Raw genomic sequence first — 17,567 nt, forward strand, 5'->3', positions numbered from 1 at the left:
CAAGGCATGAGGCGAAACCGTTTGAAATTCAGCGTCTAGAAGAGCGCGGGATCGGCCTTTCGTTCCCCGAACAGGGCCGATCCGACCCGAACATGCGTCGCTCCCAGCCGAATCGCCGCCTCGTAGTCTCCGCTCATCCCCATCGACAGCACCCGCAGGTCGTTCCTCGCCGCGATCTTCGCCAGCAGGGCGAAATGCAGGACCGGCTCCTCGTCGGCGGGAGGAATCGCCATCAGACCCTGAACATCCAGCCCTGCCGCGCGAGCCGACGCGATCAGAGCGTCGGCGTCCCGGGGCGCGACCCCGGCCTTTTGCTCTTCCTCGCCGGTATTCACCTGAACCAGGACGCGCGGTCGGCGACCGACCTTGTCCTGGGCGGCGGCGAGCGCCCCGACCAGTTTCTCGCGATCCAGCGTCTCGATCACATCGAACAGGGCGACCGCGTCCACTGCCTTGTTGGACTGCAGCGGCCCGATCAGCCGCAGCTCCAGATCGGGCAATCGGGGCCGGAACTCGGTCCAGCGGCCTTGCGCCTCCTGCACCCGGTTCTCGCCGAAGACTCGCAGTCCGGCCGCCAGGGCGGCCTCGATGGCCTCCGGCGGCTGCGTCTTGGACACGGCGGTCAGGGTGACCGAGGCCGGGTCGCGGCCCACGGCGCCCGCGGCGGCCGTCATCCGCGCCCGGATCCCCGCCAGTCGGCGCGACAGGTCTTCGGGAGTGGACGGCGCGGTCGAAGCGGGGGAAGAGGCGGCCATGGGGGATGCGTCGCATACGGAGGGGGCCCGCCTGTGGGCCGAGGCTCAGGCTCTAGCCCGGACGGCGCAGGCTGTCAGGGGGGGCAGGCCGTCGCGGGTCCCGCCGCTGCTGTTCTTCACCGACCCGGAGCGGACCCCGCGCCCCTGGGAGACGGCGGCCCGAATGCCGCCGGGATCGGGCGTGGTCTTTCGCGGTTTCGGCAGGGACGAGGCCCTGAACGAGGCCCGGCGTCTGCGCGCGGTGACCCGGGAACGGGGCATGACCCTGCTGATCGGGCGCGACGCCGATCTGGCGGACCGGATCGAGGCCGACGGTCTGCATCTGCCCGAGGCCGCTCTTTCTGCGGCCTATGCCCTGTCAGGACGGCGTCCGGACTGGATCCTGACCGGGGCCGCCCATTCGGTCGGGGCGGCGCTGGCGGCCCGCGACCTGGACGCGGTGATCCTGTCGCCGATCTTCCCGGCCGGCGGCGCGTCGGCGAGCAGACCCGCTCTCGGTGTCGAGGCGATACTTGCGGCCGGCGCCGGACCGACACCGGTCCTGGCGCTGGGCGGGATCGCGGCCGAACGAATCGCCGAGCTGGCGGGGACCGGTTGTGCGGGTGTCGCCGCCATCGACGGGGTGATCGCCGCCTTCGCTCCCTAAGGCAGGTCGCGCAGGAACTCGAAGATGGCGGCCTTGGCCTCGGGTTCGTCCAGCATCGGCGCGTGACCGACGCCGGCCACCTGGGCGTAGTGCATCGTCGGGGCCGCCTTCTGCATCTTTTCGGCGATCGCGGCCGACAACAGGTCCGAGGTCGCGCCCCGGATCAGCAGGGTCGGGCGCTTCCTCGCCAGACGCCGGAAATACGGCCACAGGTTCGGCGCCAGGGCCTTGGCCCCCGCCGCCTTGATCGGCACCGCGATGTCCGGATCGTAGTTGAGCACCGGCGCGCCCTCCGTCCCTTCGCGGAAGGTGCGCCGGGCGAAGGCGTCCCAGTCGGCGTCGCCATAGTGGGGGAAGGCCACGCCGTTGATCTCGCGGGCATAGGCGGCGGCGGCGGCCCAGGTCGGGGTCTCGACGGGCTTTCCGGAATAGGCGGCGATCCGCGCCAGGCCCTCGGGCGCGACCTCGGGTCCGATGTCGTTCAGGATGGCGGCGGCCACGACGCGGCTCTTCAGCGCCGTCACCGCCATGGTGATCAGCCCGCCCATGGAGGTGCCGAGAAAGACCGCGCGCTCGATCCCGGCGGCCTCGAGCAGGGCGAGCACGTCCTTCGCATAGACCGGCGGCTGATAGGTCATGGGATCGCCCGCCCGGTCCGAGCGTCCGCGGCCCCGCACGTCGAGCGCCAGCACCCGCCGTCCGCTGCGGGCGATCAGCCCGGCGATATGCTCGAAATCAGCCGAGTTGCGCGTCAGGCCGTGGATGGCGATGACCGGCAGCCGGGCCGGGCCATCGGAGCCGGCATAGTCCCGCGCGAACAGCGACAGACCGTCCGACGCGGTCCAGCGTCGCTCCGAGAACGGATGGGCTTCGGTCAAATCCAGGCTCCGGGCAGCGACGCCCCCGCGTCGAGACCATCGTATTTCAACGGCCTAAGAATTGCGATCAGCCGCCCAGCAGGTCGCGGACGAAATCGTCCAGATTGCCCGTCTCGAACAGGAAGCCGGACACGCCCGCGCGCCGGGCCGCTTCCAGGTCGCTCTGGCGGTCGCCGATCAGGAAGGACCGGTTCAGGTCGATGCCGTGATCGCTCGCCGCCCTCAGGATCATGCCGGGATTGGGCTTGCGATCGGGGTGGTCGGGGTGCCGCCACCGCTCGTTCTCGGCGTCCGCGTGGAAGGGACAGGCGTAGACCGCCCCGATCCGGGCGCCCCTCGCGGCCAGACGCCGCACCAGCAGGGCGTTGAAGGCCTTCATCTGGTCTTCGCTGAACAGGCCGCGCGCGACGCCGGACTGGTTGGTGACGATCACCACCAGATAGCCCAGGGCGTTCAGCCGTCGCACGGCGTCGGCCGCGCCCGGGATCAGGACCAGATGCTCCTCCAGATGCGGATAGCCGCTGTCGACGATCAGGACGCCGTCGCGGTCCAGGAAGACGGCGGGGACGGGACTTTGGGCAGGCGACAAGGCGAGGGCACTCCGGCGGTGGGCGAGCGTCTCGATAGAAGCCCCCGTTGCAAGGCGCAACGCGATGTGACCCCCTGCCGTTTGGCAGGTCCGTCGCGTTCGGTTAGACGCCGCCCACCCTTCGACGGTTGCGCCGTCCGCAAAGAGGCATTCCCGCATGAGCATCGCCTTCATCGATCTGCAGGCCCAGCGTCGCCGTCTGGGCGGCAAGATCGAGGCCGCCGTCATGGCCGCTGTCGAGGGTGGGGCCTATGTCATGGGCCCCCAGGTCCGCGAGTTCGAGAGCATGCTGGCCGACTTCGGACAGGCCAAGCACGCCCTGTCCTGCGCCAATGGCACCGAGGCGCTGGTCCTGCCCCTGATGGCTTGGGGCATCCGGCCGGGCGATGCCGTCTTCGTGCCCAGCTTCACCTTCTGCGCCACCGCCGAGGTCGTGCCCTGGCTGGGGGCCACACCGGTCTTCATCGATATCGACCACCGCACCTACAACATGAGCCCGGCCCATCTGGAGGCCGCCATCGAGGCGACAATCGCGGAAGGCCGGTTGAAACCGAAAGTCGTCATCGCCGTCGACCTGTTCGGCCAGCCCGCCGACTATCCGGCGATACGGGCCATCTGCGACGCGCACGGGCTCAAGCTGATCTCGGATTCGGCGCAAGGCTTCGGCTGCACCCTGGACGGCGCTCATCCGCTGAAATGGGCCGATGTCACCACCGCCAGCTTCTTTCCGGCCAAGCCGCTGGGCTGCTACGGCGACGGCGGAGCGGTGCTGACGAACGACGACGATCTGGCGCAGGAGATCGACAGCTACCGCGTCCACGGCAAGGCCGTGGCCAAGGATCTGGTGGGTCGCACCTTCGAGCACGACACCAAATATCTGAACATGCGCGTGGGCATGAACAGCCGCCTCGACACCGTCCAGGCCGCCGTCCTGATCGAGAAGCTGAAGGTCTTCCCCGATGAGATCGTATGGCGCAATCGCATCGCCGCCCGCTACAACGACCTGCTCGCGCCCCACGTCGCGGCGGTGCCCCATGTCCCGGCGGGCAACGTCTCCAACTGGGCCCAGTATACGATCGAGCACCCGAACCGCGACGGCCTGGCCGCGCATCTGAAAGACCAGGGCGTGCCCAGCGCCGTCTACTATCCGATCCCCTGCCACCTCCAGCCGGCCTATGAGCATCATCCACGCGGGCCGGGCGGCCTGCCGGTGACCGAGGCCAAGAAGGAGGTCGTGATCAGCCTGCCGATGCACTCCGATCTGGACGAGGCGACCCAGGACCGGATCGTCGCGGCCGTCGCCTCGTTCCGTTCCTGATCTCTGGGGTTGATCCAATGAGCCACCCCACCCCCCTGAAAGTCGGCGTCGCCGGTGTCGGCGTCATGGGTCGAAACCATGCGCGGGTCCTGTCCGACATCCGCGACTTCGACCTGACGACCCTCTTCGACATGGACGCCGTCACCGCCCAGGGCGTGGCCGAGGTCTATGAGGCGACCGCCGTCAGCACGGCCCAGGCCTTCGTCGACGCCGGTCTGGATGCCGCGGTGGTCTCGACGCCCAACCGCACCCACGCCGACCTCGGCGTCGCCCTGCTGGAAAAGGGCGTCCACGTCCTGGTCGAAAAGCCCATCGCGGCGACCGTCGCCGATGCCCGCCGCATGATCGACGCGGCCAAGGCCAACGACCGCGTGCTGATGGTCGGTCAGGTCGAGCGGTTCAATCCGGCGGTCGAGGCGGTCAAGCGCGCCATCGCCGACGAACAGGTCATCTCGATCCAGATCACCCGCGTCGGCCCCTTCCCGCCTCGCATGGGCGAGGTCGGTGTGGTGATCGACCTGGCGGTCCACGACATCGACATCATCCGCCACCTGACGGGGTCGGAGGTCGCCGAGGTCCAGCCCCAGTTGGCCCGCACCCGCGCCGAGCGCGAGGACACGGCCTTGCTCCAGTTCCGCATGGACAATGGGGTGATCGCCCACATCACCACCAACTGGGTCACGCCCTACAAGGTCCGGACGCTGCAGGTGGCGACCCAGGGCAAGTTCGTCGTCGCCGACCTGATGACCCGCCAGGTCACCGAATATTTCGGCCAGCAGCCGGATGGCAGCTACCAGACCCGCGCGGTCAACTCCTGGCCCAATGAACCGCTTAAGAAGGAACTGGAATCCTTCGCGCACGCGATCCGCACGGGTACCGCCCCCGCCGTCACCGGCGAGGACGGACTGAGAAATCTCGAGGTCGCCCTGCGCTGCCTCGGCGAGGGCTGACGCCGGTCAGTCGCGCAGCCGGGTCGCCGGACCGCGCAGTTCGCAGACATAGTCTGTCTCGGCTCGGCCGGTGCTTGACGACGTCGGCACCAGAATGCCTTCGCGCGCCGTGCAATCCGCACGCAGCCTCTCCAGATCCGCCGCATAGCCGCGCGGCGCGCCGTCGCGGGGCGTCATGGCGCAACCGGTCGCAGCGAAGGCGAGGCCTGCGATCGTGAGTGTGACAAACGGGCGTTTGATCATGGTCGTGTTCCTTTCGGGATAGGCCACTGAGAGTTTCAACGCATCAGGCGGGGTTGGGGACCAGTGCGTTGTCCAGTTCCGCCGCACGAACCGCCGCTGGGCGCGCCTGGATCCGTGCGGCATAGGCGGCGAACGTCGGCCGTTCCGGCAGGGTCTTGAACTGCAGCCCCCAACCGATCTGAGATCCGACATAGACGTCCGCCGCGCTGAACCGCTCGCCCAGGATGAAGGGCCCGGCTTCGATCGCGGTCTCCAGCGCGTCGACCATCTGGTCGAAATTGCCGTAACCCACCATGCCCTGACGCTCCGGCGGCGCCTGCCAGCCCAGCGATTTGGCCGTCACCGCCGCCTCCATTGGACCGGCCGCGAAGAACATCCAGCGCAGATAGGTCCCGCGCGCCGGGTCATCGAGCGCAGGAGCCAGTCCGGCCTGCGGAAAGGCGTCGGCCAGACAGGCGCAGATCGCCGCGCACTCCGTCACGGTCACGCCCCGATGCCGGATCGCGGGCACCTTGCCCATTGGATTGATCGCCAGATACGCCGGCGCCTTCATGGTGGTGCCGTAGTCCAGCACCTCGGTCCGGTAGGGCTGACCGACTTCCTCCAGCATCCAGCGCACGATGCGGCCCCGCGACATGGGGTTTGTGTAGAAGACGATCTCTTCGGACATCCGACGGCCTCCGGTCTGCGAAGCCAGAGTGCGCCCGCCCGACCGCGCCCGCAAGCGGGGCCACGCCGCGCGGTCGTTCGCGCTTCGCCAACGGACAGCGGGTGCCATTCACGAAATCCGGGCGGTCGCCGCCGCAAGTCCGGTGGCGGTGCTGCGGGGCTAGGGGCACCGTCTGGGCATCGGAGGCCGGTGGTCGGTCTCCTCTCTGAGAAACCCGGAGCCCCACCATGATCCGCACCCTGTCCCTGATCGCCGCCCTGTCGCTGGGCGTCGCCGCCCCCGTCCTCGCCGAGCCCACCGGTGCCTTGACCGTGACCTTCGAGCCCGCCGCCCAGACCGGTGCCGTTATGGTCGCCCTGTACGATGCCTCGACCTACAGCGGAGGTCAGCCCATCCGCGGGGCCCGTATTGACGTGGCGGCTGGACAGCGCACGGCCAGCTTCGAGGGCCTGGAACCCGGCGAATACGGCATCAAGGCGTTTCACGACGTCAACGGCAACGGCCGCATGGACGCCAATCCCTTCGGCATGCCGACCGAACCGTACGCCTTCTCGAACAACGCGGTCGGCAACATGGGGCCCGCCGGATGGGATCGCGCCCGCTTCATCGTCCAGGGTGACACCACTCAGACCATTTCGATCCGCTAGGCCAGGGACCAGGGACACCGCCATGAACCCTTCTCGCCGCCACTTCCTGATGAGTGCCGCCGCCCTGTCAGCCGCCGTCGCCACGCCGGAGACAGTATGGGCCGCCATCGCCCAGGACGCCGCCGCTCCCTGGGCCCTGGCCACCGCCGACCTGGACGCCGACGTCTCGCCCCGTGCCATGCGTCTGGTGCACGGGCGGCCCCCCGCCGGGCTGGAGGGCACGCTGTTCCGTAACGGTCCCGGCAAGTTCCGGCGGCCGGGCGGCTCGGCCACCCACTGGTTCGACGGCGACGGTCTGGTGCGGTCGTTCGACATTCAGGACGGCTCCATCACCCTGGCCGCCCGCTTCGCCGACACCCCGAAGCGACGGACCGAGACCGAGCTCGACGCCGTCGTGACCCCCGGCTTCGGCACGGCTGGCGATCCCCGGGCGCGACTGGGCTCCAACGACGACGCCAATGCCGCCAACACCTCTGTCCTCGTTCACGGCGACAAGGTCTGGGCGCTGTGGGAGGGGGGATCGCCGTTTCAGATGGACGCCGCCACCCTGGCGACCGAACGCTTCGTCACCCTGCGCGACGACCTGAAGGGGATGCCGTTCCAGGCGCACCCCCGTCGCGCGCCCGACGGCACGATCTGGAACGTCGGCACCAGCGGCGATCGCGCCATCGTTTGGCATCTGGAAGGGTCCGGCGAACTGATCGACGCCCAGGTGATCCGCCTGCCGCGCGCCAGCTATCTGCACGACTTCACCGCGACCGAGCGCCACCTGATCTTCGTGCTTCAGCCGTGGGTCTTCGCGCGGAACCAGATGCCGGTCCTGACCCAGTTCGACTGGCGTCCCGAGATGGGCACCCAGGTCCTGGTGGTCGACAAGGCGGACCTGAGCGCCACCCGGGTCTATGAGCTGCCGACCTTCAGCTTCTTCCATCTGGGCGACGGCTGGACCGAGGGGGACGGCACGATCCGCTTCGACGTGGCCGCCAACGACGACGTCACCTTCGCCGTCGAGGGCGCGCGCGTCCTGGTCGCCGGACGTGGCGTGGTTCCGGGGTCCCCCAGCGTGCTGAAGCTGGTCACGCTCCATCCGGACGGCCGCGCCGATCTTGCCTCTTCAGGCGTCGCCGCCGAGTTCCCCAAGGGCGATCCGCGCCGCGCTGGGTTGGAACGCAGCCTCAGCGTCCACGTCGCGGGCGAACGCGGCGCGCGTCCGCTGCCGAACGGTCTGGCGATCCAGGACTGGAAGACCGGCCGCAGCCACGCCTTCGCCTTCGACGACACCCAGATCATGGAAGAGGCCGTGTTCGTGCCCAAGCCGGGAACGACCACCGAGCGCGACGCCTGGCTGGTCGCCCCGTCGATCAACCTGGCCGAGGGCGTCACCGAACTGCACGTCTTCGATGTGGCGGCTGTCGAGGCTGGGCCGGTGGCGACCTGGCGGGCCGACGTCGCCCTGCCGGCGGGGTTTCACGGGGCGTGGAGGGGCTAGACCTTAATACCAGCCCGCGTCGCGCAGCGCCTTTGCATAGCGGCGGCTCACCGGTGCGACGACGCCGCCCTCCAGCGTCAGCGTCGCCCGGCCGTCGCCACGGGCGACATCGCGCACCGCGTCTCTGGCGACCCACCAGCTGCGATGGGTCTGGGACCCCTCCAGACCTTCCAGCTCGTCCAGGGCGTCCGACAGCCGCATCAGGATCAGGTCCGATCCCCGATCGGTATGGATGCGCAGATAGTGGTCCTCGGCCTGGACGGCGCGGATCGTGGCTCCCCTCAGGCGCGGCGGCAGGCGATCGGGAAAGCGCGCGGCGGGAGCTCCGACGGCGGCGGCATGGGTCTGGACTGGCTGCGCCTTGCCCAGGAAGACGTTGATGGCGCTTACGCTGGCGGTGACGATCAGCACCGGCCCGACCATCAGCGGCAAGGTGCTCAGCGGATAGACCTGACCTTCGAACACCAGCCCCGTCACGAACCAGACAAGGATCGCCACGGGCCCGGTGATGGAGCCCGTCAGCGCCGCGACGGCCAGCCACGGCCTCTCGTCCATATCGATCCACCGGTCGATCAGCCGCGAACAGACCTCCCCCCAGACAGCGCCTGCCAGCATCACCGGCACCCAGTAGGCGAGCCGGATCCAGACTGTGGTGTTCGACATGCCAAAGGCGCCGGTCAGGGCCAGGACCACGCCCGCCGCCGCCGCCACCGCCATGCCTCGGGCGAACCGTGCCAGAGAGGGTGACCGTCGATTGTGGGAGACCGCGGCGGTGGTCATGGCTGGACGGGGCGCTCGGTCTGGTGTTTCGGTGAAGCGGGGCGGTGCGACCACGAGAAGGCGTTTCGATGAAAACTGCAATCCGACCGGGCCCGGCGACCGCAATCGCTGCCGTCGTCGCGGCAGCCATCGCGGCTATGACCGCCGTCTCTGCCGAGGCCGCAGACCTGCGTCTGACGCTGCGCACCCAGGGGGCGGGAGGGTCGATCGCGATCGCGGTCTACGGCAACGCCGCCGATTTTCGCGCGAGCCGCAATCCGGTGATGAGCCGTATCATCCCGGCACCCGGAGGGGCCACGACCGTGACTCTGACCGGGCTGCCCCCGGGCCGCTATGCCGTAGGGGCCTTCCATGACGCGGACAGCAACGGCGAGCTGACCCTGTGGCCGATCGGTCTGCCCAAGGAGGCCTATGGCTTCTCGCGCGACGCGCGGGGCCGGTTTGGACCGCCGGCCTTCGACGCCGCTGCCTTCGACCTGCCGGTGGCCGGCACCCAGCAAGCGATCACCCTGCGCTAAGATCGGGCGGGCAGACCGCGCGAAAGCCAGCCGCCGCGAACCGCACCAGATAGTCGCAGGCGGTCTCCAGGTCACCGGATCGGCAAAGGCCTCCGGACAGCCGGTCCAGCCGCCCGGTTTCGCCCAGCGTCAGCGTCAGGGCCCCCGACAGGTTGTGATAGGCCCAGTACAGATCGACCTCGCGCGCCTGGGGCATCACCACCTTGACCAGCTCGATCAGCCGCCGGATGGCGGGATCGAAATAGCGAGCCATGGTCTCGCCACCGAAGGTGGGGTTGGCGTTGGTCTGGGCCACCAGGGCGGAATAGTGCTTCCACCCCGGCCCGCCTTTCAGCGACCACTGGAACGGCGGCTCCAGAAAGGCGCGCAGCAGGCCCTCCAGCGTCATCGCTCCCGGCCCATCCTTGCTGGAATGCGCCAGCGCGTAGCGGTTGACGGCGTCGACCCGCTCGTTGTTCCACACCTCGGCCCGGCGCAGGAAGACCGCGTCGAAAAGCCCCCGCTTGGCTCCGAAATAGTAGTGGACCAGGGCCGTATCCACGCCCGCCTCGCGCGCCACCTCGCGGATGGTGACGCCATAGAAGCCGTGCTTGGAGAACAGGTCCTCGGCCGCGTCCAGGATCAGGCCGCGCGTGTCGCCGGCCGCCTCGGCTTTCAGCTTGGGCGGCCGTCCGCGTCTGGCGGGGGCCGGTGGAACGGTTTCCAGCTTGCTCATGCGGCGAAGCTAGTCCTGTCCGAGCCGTCGGTGCAACGGCGCCACAGGCGGTGACCGGATGCCGCTGCGGCAAGCGCGGCCGTTTGACACCGGGAACAAACCTCGTCAGGTTCCCCGAAAATCATTGAACGCTGAATAAAAGCGTCTCTGGAAACATGTCAGGCAAGGGGTTTTCGATGACACGAGTGATGAAGAGCGTGCTGCTGGCTGGAGCCGCATGGAGCGCGGCCAGCACCATGGTGATGGCGCAGGACGTCGCGCCCGCTCAGGAACAGGCTACGGCGCTGGACGAGATCGTCGTCACCGCACGCCGTCGCGACGAGCAGTTGAAGGACGTGCCGATCGCTGTCTCGGCCCTTTCGTCGGAGCGTCTGGAGCAGACGGGGGCCGCCGACATCACCGCCCTGCAGCAGCAGACGCCGAATGCGACGGTTCAGGTGGCCCGAGGCTCCAACTCCACGCTCATCAGCTTCATCCGGGGGATCGGACAGCAGGATCCGCTGTGGGGATTCGAGCCGGGCGTCGGCCTCTACATCGACGACGTCTACGTCGCCCGGCCCCAGGGCGCGGTGCTCGACATCTTCGACGTCGAGCGGATCGAAGTCCTGCGCGGGCCCCAGGGCACGTTGTACGGCCGCAACACCATCGGCGGCGCGATAAAATATGTGACGCGCCGCCTGGGCAATGAGCCCGATTTCATCGCGCGCGGAACCCTCGGCAGCTACAACCAGCGCGATTTCATGATCGCCGGCGACGTACCGCTGAGCGACCAGCTGTCGATCGGCGGTGCCTTCGCCAGCTATGACCGCGACGGCTACGGCGAGAACCTGAACACGGGCGAGGACCAGTACGACAGGGACGTCACCGCCTTCCGCGCCAGCGCCGAATGGACGCCTTCGGATCGGCTGTTCTTCCGCCTCGCTCACGACCGGGTCGAGGACGATTCGAACCCGCGCCACGGCCACCGCGAGGTGAACTCGACCACCGGCGGATTCACACCGCCGGCCAGCGTCTATGACACCAACGCCGGGATTCAGGGTGAACAGAACGTCGTGACCGAGGGCACGTCCTTCACCGCGGAGTATGTCGTCAACGACCTGCTGACGCTGAAGTCGATCTCGGCCTGGCGCAGTGGCGACACGGCCACCGTCATCGATTTCGACCAGTCGCCTCTGCCGACGCTGGACGTTCCCGCGATCTATGCCGACGAACAGTTCACCCAGGAGTTCCAGGCCATCCTGAACGGCGATCGCTGGTCGGGCGTCGCAGGTCTCTACTGGCTGGACGGCGAGAGCTCGGGCGTATTCGACACCATCGCCGGTAACCTGGGTGTGGCCATCGCGGCGGCGGGTTATGTGAACACCGAGTCCTTTTCGGCCTATGCCGACTTCAGCTTCGATTTCACCGACCGCCTCAGCGCCTCTGTGGGCGGACGCTACACCCGCGACGACAAGGATGCCGGCGTTCAGCGCTTCTTCTATCTCGGCGCCACCCGCACGCCTCTGACCGGCGGCACGGCCCGGCCGATCCTGCAGACCCGGACGAACTACACGGCCGAGGACAGCTTCGAGCAGTTCACGCCGCGTGTCAGTGTGTCCTATGACCTGACCGAGGAGCTGACGGGCTACGCCTCGATCGGCCAGGGCTTCAAGTCGGGCGGCTGGGACATGCGCGGCGACGCGTTCCTTGTGCCCCAGACGGTGAACGGCTACGATCCTGAGACGGTCACGGCCTATGAGTTGGGCCTGAAGGGCACGGCCTTCGATCGCCGCCTGTCGTTCGCCTCCGCAGTCTTCTACTCCGACTACGAAGACCTCCAGATCACGACCCAGCAGACGGCCACCCCGCCGGCGACCGGCATCGCCTCGGTCGTGGACAACGTCGGCCAGGCCACGATCTACGGCTTTGAACTGGAAGGCTCGGTTCTTCTGACAGACAGCCTGACTTCCAACTTCTCCATCGGCTATCTGAAGAACGAGTTCGACGAATTCATCACCCTGGTGACCGGCACGCCGGTCGACATCTCGAACGTGCGTTCGCCGCAGAACTCGCCGGAGTGGTCGGGATACTGGGGCGTCACCTGGGCAGGCCAGCTTGCCGGCGGCGAGCTGACGATCACGCCGTCCCTGTCCTACCGCAGCGAGTTCAGCCTGTTCGACGCGCCCGACCCGGTGCTGGATCAGGGAGCCTACACCCTGGTCGATCTGTCGGCGATCTGGTCGGCTCCGAACGGCCGCTATCAGGTCGGCGTCTTCGGTCGCAATCTGACCGACGAGGAATACCGCATCGGCGGCTACAATTTCGCCGGCGCGACCTTCAACAACTCGATCTCGGCCTTCTACGGCCCGCCGCGTACCTGGTCCGCGCAGCTGACATTCCGGTACTGATCACGCTGGAGTGACAAGAGGCGGCGGTTCGGAAACGACCGCCGCCTTTTTCTTTTGCAGCCGGCCCCGGCCCCGCTACGGTCGGTCCAAGACAAGAAGACTTCCGGAGGACGCCCCATGACCACCGCAGCTGCGCCGACGCCGCTCGAGCGCCCGGCCTACCGGGTCTACGTCCTGGGCCTGCTGACGGTGGTCTACACCTTCAACTTCATCGACCGGCAGGTGCTGGCCATCCTGGCGCCCTACATCCAGGCCGAGATGAACTTCACCGACAGCCAGCTCGGGTTGCTCGGCGGACCGGCCTTCGCCGTCGTCTATTCCACCCTGGCCCTGCCGATCGCCTGGCTGGCCGACCGGATCAGCCGCACTTCTATCATCGCAACCTCGCTCGCCGTCTGGTCCGGCTTCACCGCCCTGTGCGGCCTGGCGACCGGCTTCACCTTCCTGTTCGGCGCGCGCATGGGCGTGGGCGTGGGCGAGGCGGGCGGTGTGGCACCGTCCTATTCGCTGGTCGCGGACTATTTCCCCAAGGCCCAGCGGGCCCGGGCGCTCGCGGTCTATTCCTTCGGCGTCTCGATCGGCACGGCTCTGGGCTATCTGTTCGGCGGGCTGCTGGCCGCCGCGATCGATTGGCGCGCGGCCTTCATCGTCCTGGGTCTGGCGGGTGTGCTGCTGGCCCCGATCGTCAAGCTGACCATTAAGGACCCCGAGCGTGGCCGCTTCGACCGCGAGCCGGTGCCCGAGGGCGTCATCGCCACCCCCGCCCCGGCCCAGAAGGCGGCGTCGTTCGGCGAGGTCTGGGCCATTCTGCTGAAGAAGCCCAGCTTCTGGTTCCTCGGCTTCGGGGCGGCCTGTTCTTCGGTCTATGGCTACGGTGCGGCCTTCTGGCTGCCCAGCTTCTTCCAGCGCAGCATGGGCATGGAGGGCGCGGAACGGGCCTGGTACATGGCCGGCATCGCCTTCTTCGGCGGCACCATCGGCATCTGGCTGGGCGGCTGGCTGGCCGACAAGCTGGGTCGGGGGGTCAAGCGCAGCGCCTATCCCCTGGTGCCCGCCGTCGGTTTCATTATCGCCGTGCCCCTGTTCTTCCTGGCCATGAACGTCGAGGACAAACGAACAGCTTTCCTCTTGTTCCTGATCCCCCAGGCGCTCAGCCTGGCCTGGCTGGGGCCGCTCATCACGGCCGTCCAGCACCTGGTGCCGTCGCACATGCGCTCGACCGCCTCGGCCAGCTTCCTGTTGATCAACAACCTCGTGGGCATCGGCCTGGGCATCTATCTGCTGGGCGCGGTGTCGGAGTATCTGACGCCCCGCTTCGGCGAGGAGGCGCTGCGGTATTCGCTTTATGTCGGCCAGTGGTTCTATGGGCTGGCGGCGATCCTGCTGTTCATCTCGGCCCGCAGCCTGAGGCGTGACTGGGTGGATTGAGGCCGGGTCATGGTTGCGCCTGCGAAGGGCGCCCGCCTATAAGCGCCGCACTCCCTCCTCCCTAGCGACCGGCGGTCCCCCATGAACATCCACGAATACCAGGGCAAGCAGGTCCTGAAGGGCTTTGGCGCGCCGGTCGCCGAGGGCGTCGCCATCACCTCGGTCGATCAGGCCGAGGCCGCCGCCCGCCAGCTGCCCGGGCCGCTCTATGTCGTGAAATCCCAGATCCACGCCGGCGGGCGCGGCAAGGGCAAGTTCAAGGAACTGGGTGCCGACGCCAAGGGCGGCGTGCGCCTGGCCAAGTCCATCGAGGAGGTCGTCGCCCACGCCAGGGAGATGCTGGGCAACACCCTTGTGACTGCCCAGACCGGTGACGCCGGCAAGCAGGTCAACCGCCTCTATATCGAGGACGGCGCCGACATCGACCGTGAGCTGTATTGCTCCCTGCTGGTCGACCGTCAGTACGGCCGCATCGCCTTCGTCGTCTCGACCGAGGGCGGCATGGACATCGAGGCCGTCGCCCACGACACGCCCGAGAAGATCCAGACCATCGTCATCGACCCGGAAGCCGGCGTCACCGACGCCGACGTGGCCAAGCTGAACGCGGCCTTCCAGCTTGACGGTCAGGCCGCCGAGGACGGCAAGACCCTGTTCCCCGTCATGTACAAGGCCTTCGTCGAGACCGACATGGCCATGCTGGAGGTGAACCCCCTCATCGTCATGACCGACGGCCGCCTGCGCGTGCTGGACGCCAAGGTCAGCTTCGACGGCAACGCCCTGTTCCGCCATCCGGACATCAAGGAACTGCGCGACGAGACCGAGGAAGACGCCAAGGAGATCGAGGCCTCGGAATGGGACCTCGCCTATGTCGCGCTGGACGGCAACATCGGCTGCATGGTGAACGGCGCGGGCCTGGCCATGGCGACGATGGACATCATCAAGCTGTACGGCAAGGAACCCGCCAACTTCTGCGACGTCGGCGGCGGCGCGTCCAAGGAAAAGGTCGCGGCGGCCTTCAAGATCATCACCGCCGACCCGGCCGTCCAGGGCATCCTGGTCAATATCTTCGGCGGCATCATGAAGTGCGACGTGATCGCCGAGGGCGTGGTCGCGGCCGTCAAGGAAGTGGGCCTGAAGGTGCCGCTGGTCGTCCGTCTGGAAGGCACCAATGTCGATCTGGGCAAGAAGATCCTGAACGAGAGCGGCCTGGCCATCACGGCCGCCGACGACCTCGACGACGCCGCCCAGAAGATCGTCGCGGCGGTGGGGTGATGCTCGCCAGTCTTGCGGTCTTGCTCCTGACCGCCGCTGCGCCAGTAAAGGAAGTGTTGGGTCCCGATCCGAGATTGGCGGCGTTTCAACAGTTTTGCTTACCGCACCGCTTAGACCCGGCTGCGATGATATCCGGCTTTGAGCAGGGGGGATGGTCCCTTTCGGCTGCGGACGCCAACCCAGAGTTGGCGGCGGTCACGCAACTGGACCAAGACCGCGCCTCGGAAGCAGAAGCGACTAGCGAGACAACTATTCTGCGTAGAGACAATCTGTTTGCGACCGTGAACGTCCTGACGGCCGAGATTGCTCAGGACGAAACCGCCCGATATGGGACCTGTGCAATCTGGGACTTCGACGCGGCGTTCGGGATACCAGACCAACAGGCCTCTAGTCTGAGCAGCGCGGAATCGCGCATCCGTCTTGATCAATCCTATGGCCGGATCGTTCAGTGGGACCTCAGCAGCGCATTGCCGGGGGCTGGCAATCTTCAGACCTCCTATTTCCCGGAGGGAAGTCCAGCGGCCGTCCAGACCGGTTTCACAGGCACCGCAGTGTTCTTGACGTCAGACCTAGGCGCCCGGCCGCATTAGAGCGTGAGTTACACGGATTGTGTGCCACACATAACCCGTGTAATCACCCGAAGTGACCCGTAATCTCACCCTCGCCATCGACGACGACCTGCTCGACAAGGTCCGGGTGCTCGCGGCCATGAAGCGGACCAGCGTCAACGAGATGGTGCGCGGCTTCCTCACGCGGCTCGTCGAGCAGGAAACCTCCAAGGACGAGGCCCGCGAGGCGTTGCTCAAGTTGATCGACGAATCAGAGGGCCGCGGAGGCCAGGGTTGGCGCCCCCCGACCCGCGAAGAGACCTACAGCGGGGAACCTCGGTTTGATCGCGAATACTGAGGTCTTCCTCGACACCAACATCCTGCTCTACGCCGCCCTGGGGCGCGACCATGCCGGTCATCGGTGGGAGCGGGCGCGCGAGATCGTGCTGACCGAGGACTACTGCACCTCGGGCCAGGTGCTCGCCGAGTTCTATAACAACGCCACTCGTAAGGGCGCGCCGCCGCTTTCGTCGGTCAAGGCCCGCGAATGGGTCCGCGTGGTCGCGATGAAACCCTGCCAACCGATCACGTCCGACGTTGTGGTGGCGGGCATCGATCACGCTCGCCGCTACCAGTTGTCCTATTGGGATGGTGCGATCATCGCCGCGGCCGAGCGGATCGGCGCGCGCGTCCTGTATTCCGAAGACCTCAATCACGGTCAGACCTATGGGTCGGTCCGCGTCGAAAATCCCTTCCTCCCCGCCTGACTTCAAAAGCGAGCCCCCATGTCCATCCTTGTCAATCGCGACACCAAGATCATCGTCCAGGGCCTGACCGGCAAGACCGGCGGCTTCCACACCGAACAGGCGCTGGCCTATTACGGCACCCGGATGGTCGGCGGGGTCCACCCCACCAAGGGTGGCCAGACCTGGACCGGGTCGAACGGCGAGAGCCTGCCGATCTATGCCTCGGTGGCCGAGGCCAAGGACGCCACCGGCGCGACCGCCTCGGTCATCTATGTGCCGCCCGCGGGCGCGGCCGACGCCATCATCGAGGCCATCGAGGCCGAGGTGCCCTTCATCACCTGCATCACCGAGGGCATTCCGGTGCTGGACATGGTGCGGGCCAAGGCGCGGCTGGACCGCTCCTCCTCGCGCCTGCTGGGCCCCAACTGCCCCGGCGTCCTGACCCCGGAAGAGTGCAAGATCGGCATCATGCCGGGCTCGATCTTCAAGAAGGGCAATGTCGGCATCGTCTCGCGCTCGGGCACCCTGACCTATGAGGCGGTGTTCCAGACCACCAACGAGGGCCTGGGCCAGACGACCGCCGTCGGCATCGGCGGCGACCCGGTCAAGGGCACCGAGTTCATCGACGTGCTGGAGCTGTTCCTCGCCGACGAGGCCACCCAATCGATCATCATGATCGGCGAGATCGGCGGCGGCGCCGAGGAAGACGCCGCCCAGTTCCTGATCGACGAAGCGAAGAAGGGTCGGAAAAAACCCATGGCCGGCTTCATCGCCGGACGCACCGCCCCCAAGGGCCGCACCATGGGCCACGCCGGCGCGGTCGTCTCGGGCGGCAAGGGCGATGCGGAATCCAAGATCGCGGCCATGGAAGCCGCCGGCATCAGGGTCTCGCCCTCGCCCGCGCGTCTGGGCACGACCCTGGTGGAAGTGCTGAAGGGCTGAGGCCTTCGTTCTCCCTCCCCCTGCGGGGGAGGGTGGTCGGAGCGCA

At 67.8% G+C, this 17,567-nt stretch carries 20 protein-coding genes; 13 read left to right on the forward strand and 7 right to left on the reverse strand.

Annotation, left to right across the window (positions count from 1 at the left end):
• Positions 1-35: 35 nt before the first annotated feature.
• Positions 36-755 carry a YggS family pyridoxal phosphate-dependent enzyme gene (locus ABN401_RS00340; protein ID WP_349682827.1) on the reverse strand — a complete coding sequence of 240 codons (720 nt, stop codon included), beginning with the start codon at positions 753-755 and terminating at the stop codon, positions 36-38.
• Between ABN401_RS00340 and ABN401_RS00345 the strand changes: the two genes are divergently transcribed.
• Positions 754-1,401, forward strand: a complete 648-nt coding sequence (locus tag ABN401_RS00345; protein ID WP_349682828.1) for a thiamine phosphate synthase — start codon at positions 754-756, stop codon at positions 1,399-1,401. The two genes, ABN401_RS00340 and ABN401_RS00345, sit on opposite strands and share 2 nt — an antisense overlap.
• On the opposite strand, the gene ABN401_RS00350 is transcribed toward ABN401_RS00345, so the two are convergent.
• Both ABN401_RS00350 and ABN401_RS00355 read right to left on the reverse strand, forming a co-directional pair.
• Complete coding sequence (locus tag ABN401_RS00350) at positions 1,398-2,279, reverse strand: alpha/beta fold hydrolase (RefSeq protein WP_349682829.1); 882 nt, start codon at positions 2,277-2,279, stop codon at positions 1,398-1,400. The two genes, ABN401_RS00345 and ABN401_RS00350, sit on opposite strands and share 4 nt — an antisense overlap.
• 67 nt (positions 2,280-2,346) lie before the next feature.
• Complete coding sequence (locus ABN401_RS00355) at positions 2,347-2,868, reverse strand: D-glycero-alpha-D-manno-heptose-1,7-bisphosphate 7-phosphatase (protein ID WP_349682830.1); 522 nt, start codon at positions 2,866-2,868, stop codon at positions 2,347-2,349.
• 157 nt (positions 2,869-3,025) lie between these two features.
• On the opposite strand from ABN401_RS00355, the gene ABN401_RS00360 reads away from it, so the two are divergent.
• Positions 3,026-4,186: a DegT/DnrJ/EryC1/StrS family aminotransferase gene (locus ABN401_RS00360; protein ID WP_349682831.1), complete on the forward strand. Its 1,161-nt coding sequence runs from the start codon at positions 3,026-3,028 to the stop codon at positions 4,184-4,186.
• A 17-nt stretch (positions 4,187-4,203) separates the two neighbouring features.
• Positions 4,204-5,136, forward strand: a complete 933-nt coding sequence (locus ABN401_RS00365; protein ID WP_349682832.1) for a Gfo/Idh/MocA family protein — start codon at positions 4,204-4,206, stop codon at positions 5,134-5,136.
• Between the two features lie 6 nt (positions 5,137-5,142).
• Here ABN401_RS00365 and ABN401_RS00370 read toward each other — a convergent pair whose 3' ends face one another.
• A complete protein-coding gene (locus ABN401_RS00370) occupies positions 5,143-5,379 on the reverse strand; it encodes a hypothetical protein (protein WP_349682833.1) in 237 nt (78 codons plus the stop codon).
• A gap of 43 nt (positions 5,380-5,422) precedes the next feature.
• Positions 5,423-6,049, reverse strand: coding sequence for a glutathione S-transferase family protein (locus ABN401_RS00375; protein WP_349682834.1), 627 nt, complete (start codon positions 6,047-6,049; stop codon positions 5,423-5,425).
• Positions 6,050-6,276: 227 nt separating this feature from the next.
• Here ABN401_RS00375 and ABN401_RS00380 point away from each other — a divergent pair, with 227 nt between their 5' ends.
• Entirely contained in the window at positions 6,277-6,696 is a 420-nt protein-coding gene (locus ABN401_RS00380) for a DUF2141 domain-containing protein (RefSeq protein WP_349682835.1), read from the forward strand.
• Between the two features lie 22 nt (positions 6,697-6,718).
• A complete protein-coding gene (locus tag ABN401_RS00385) occupies positions 6,719-8,185 on the forward strand; it encodes a carotenoid oxygenase family protein (RefSeq protein WP_349682836.1) in 1,467 nt (488 codons plus the stop codon).
• Between the two features lie 3 nt (positions 8,186-8,188).
• On the opposite strand, the gene ABN401_RS00390 is transcribed toward ABN401_RS00385, so the two are convergent.
• Positions 8,189-8,965 (reverse strand): LytTR family DNA-binding domain-containing protein, encoded by a 777-nt coding sequence (locus ABN401_RS00390; RefSeq protein ID WP_349682837.1) that lies wholly within the window; start codon positions 8,963-8,965, stop codon positions 8,189-8,191.
• Positions 8,966-9,033: 68 nt separating this feature from the next.
• Here ABN401_RS00390 and ABN401_RS00395 point away from each other — a divergent pair, with 68 nt between their 5' ends.
• Positions 9,034-9,483 (forward strand): DUF2141 domain-containing protein, encoded by a 450-nt coding sequence (locus ABN401_RS00395; RefSeq protein ID WP_349682838.1) that lies wholly within the window; start codon positions 9,034-9,036, stop codon positions 9,481-9,483.
• On the opposite strand, the gene ABN401_RS00400 is transcribed toward ABN401_RS00395, so the two are convergent.
• Complete coding sequence (locus ABN401_RS00400) at positions 9,470-10,198, reverse strand: TetR/AcrR family transcriptional regulator (protein WP_349682839.1); 729 nt, start codon at positions 10,196-10,198, stop codon at positions 9,470-9,472. The genes ABN401_RS00395 and ABN401_RS00400 overlap by 14 nt on opposite strands.
• 176 nt (positions 10,199-10,374) lie before the next feature.
• Here ABN401_RS00400 and ABN401_RS00405 point away from each other — a divergent pair, with 176 nt between their 5' ends.
• From ABN401_RS00405 to sucD, 7 genes are all read left to right on the forward strand, one after another.
• Entirely contained in the window at positions 10,375-12,585 is a 2,211-nt protein-coding gene (locus tag ABN401_RS00405; protein ID WP_349682840.1) for a TonB-dependent receptor, read from the forward strand.
• A gap of 117 nt (positions 12,586-12,702) precedes the next feature.
• The gene (locus ABN401_RS00410; RefSeq protein WP_349682841.1) at positions 12,703-14,013 is read left to right on the forward strand and encodes a spinster family MFS transporter; all 1,311 of its coding nucleotides are present in this window, start codon (positions 12,703-12,705) and stop codon (positions 14,011-14,013) included.
• Between the two features lie 81 nt (positions 14,014-14,094).
• The gene (gene sucC / locus ABN401_RS00415) at positions 14,095-15,285 is read left to right on the forward strand and encodes an ADP-forming succinate--CoA ligase subunit beta (protein ID WP_349682842.1); all 1,191 of its coding nucleotides are present in this window, start codon (positions 14,095-14,097) and stop codon (positions 15,283-15,285) included.
• Complete coding sequence (locus ABN401_RS00420; RefSeq protein WP_349682843.1) at positions 15,285-15,875, forward strand: hypothetical protein; 591 nt, start codon at positions 15,285-15,287, stop codon at positions 15,873-15,875. Before sucC ends, ABN401_RS00420 begins: the two co-directional genes overlap by 1 nt.
• A 52-nt stretch (positions 15,876-15,927) precedes the next feature.
• Positions 15,928-16,191 (forward strand): DUF6364 family protein, encoded by a 264-nt coding sequence (locus ABN401_RS00425; RefSeq protein ID WP_349682844.1) that lies wholly within the window; start codon positions 15,928-15,930, stop codon positions 16,189-16,191.
• Positions 16,175-16,600, forward strand: coding sequence for a PIN domain-containing protein (locus ABN401_RS00430; protein WP_349682845.1), 426 nt, complete (start codon positions 16,175-16,177; stop codon positions 16,598-16,600). The genes ABN401_RS00425 and ABN401_RS00430 overlap by 17 nt, the downstream gene beginning before the upstream one ends.
• 18 nt (positions 16,601-16,618) lie before the next feature.
• On the forward strand, positions 16,619-17,521 hold the full coding sequence (gene sucD, locus ABN401_RS00435) for a succinate--CoA ligase subunit alpha (RefSeq protein WP_349682846.1): 903 nt from the start codon (positions 16,619-16,621) through the stop codon (positions 17,519-17,521).
• Positions 17,522-17,567 lie beyond the last annotated feature (46 nt).

Source organism: Brevundimonas aurifodinae (assembly GCF_040195595.1).
GTDB classification, from domain to species: domain Bacteria; phylum Pseudomonadota; class Alphaproteobacteria; order Caulobacterales; family Caulobacteraceae; genus Brevundimonas; species Brevundimonas aurifodinae.

Coding starts and splice junctions, on each gene's coding strand:
- ABN401_RS00345 (WP_349682828.1), top strand. CDS start 754: ATGGGGGATGCGTCGCATACGGAGGGGGCCCGCCTGTGGGCCGAGGCT.
- ABN401_RS00340 (WP_349682827.1), bottom strand. CDS start 755: ATGGCCGCCTCTTCCCCCGCTTCGACCGCGCCGTCCACTCCCGAAGAC.
- ABN401_RS00360 (WP_349682831.1), top strand. CDS start 3,026: ATGAGCATCGCCTTCATCGATCTGCAGGCCCAGCGTCGCCGTCTGGGC.
- ABN401_RS00365 (WP_349682832.1), top strand. CDS start 4,204: ATGAGCCACCCCACCCCCCTGAAAGTCGGCGTCGCCGGTGTCGGCGTC.
- ABN401_RS00370 (WP_349682833.1), bottom strand. CDS start 5,379: ATGATCAAACGCCCGTTTGTCACACTCACGATCGCAGGCCTCGCCTTC.
- ABN401_RS00375 (WP_349682834.1), bottom strand. CDS start 6,049: ATGTCCGAAGAGATCGTCTTCTACACAAACCCCATGTCGCGGGGCCGC.
- ABN401_RS00380 (WP_349682835.1), top strand. CDS start 6,277: ATGATCCGCACCCTGTCCCTGATCGCCGCCCTGTCGCTGGGCGTCGCC.
- ABN401_RS00385 (WP_349682836.1), top strand. CDS start 6,719: ATGAACCCTTCTCGCCGCCACTTCCTGATGAGTGCCGCCGCCCTGTCA.
- ABN401_RS00390 (WP_349682837.1), bottom strand. CDS start 8,965: ATGACCACCGCCGCGGTCTCCCACAATCGACGGTCACCCTCTCTGGCA.
- ABN401_RS00395 (WP_349682838.1), top strand. CDS start 9,034: ATGAAAACTGCAATCCGACCGGGCCCGGCGACCGCAATCGCTGCCGTC.
- ABN401_RS00400 (WP_349682839.1), bottom strand. CDS start 10,198: ATGAGCAAGCTGGAAACCGTTCCACCGGCCCCCGCCAGACGCGGACGG.
- ABN401_RS00405 (WP_349682840.1), top strand. CDS start 10,375: ATGACACGAGTGATGAAGAGCGTGCTGCTGGCTGGAGCCGCATGGAGC.
- ABN401_RS00410 (WP_349682841.1), top strand. CDS start 12,703: ATGACCACCGCAGCTGCGCCGACGCCGCTCGAGCGCCCGGCCTACCGG.
- sucC (WP_349682842.1), top strand. CDS start 14,095: ATGAACATCCACGAATACCAGGGCAAGCAGGTCCTGAAGGGCTTTGGC.
- ABN401_RS00420 (WP_349682843.1), top strand. CDS start 15,285: ATGCTCGCCAGTCTTGCGGTCTTGCTCCTGACCGCCGCTGCGCCAGTA.
- sucD (WP_349682846.1), top strand. CDS start 16,619: ATGTCCATCCTTGTCAATCGCGACACCAAGATCATCGTCCAGGGCCTG.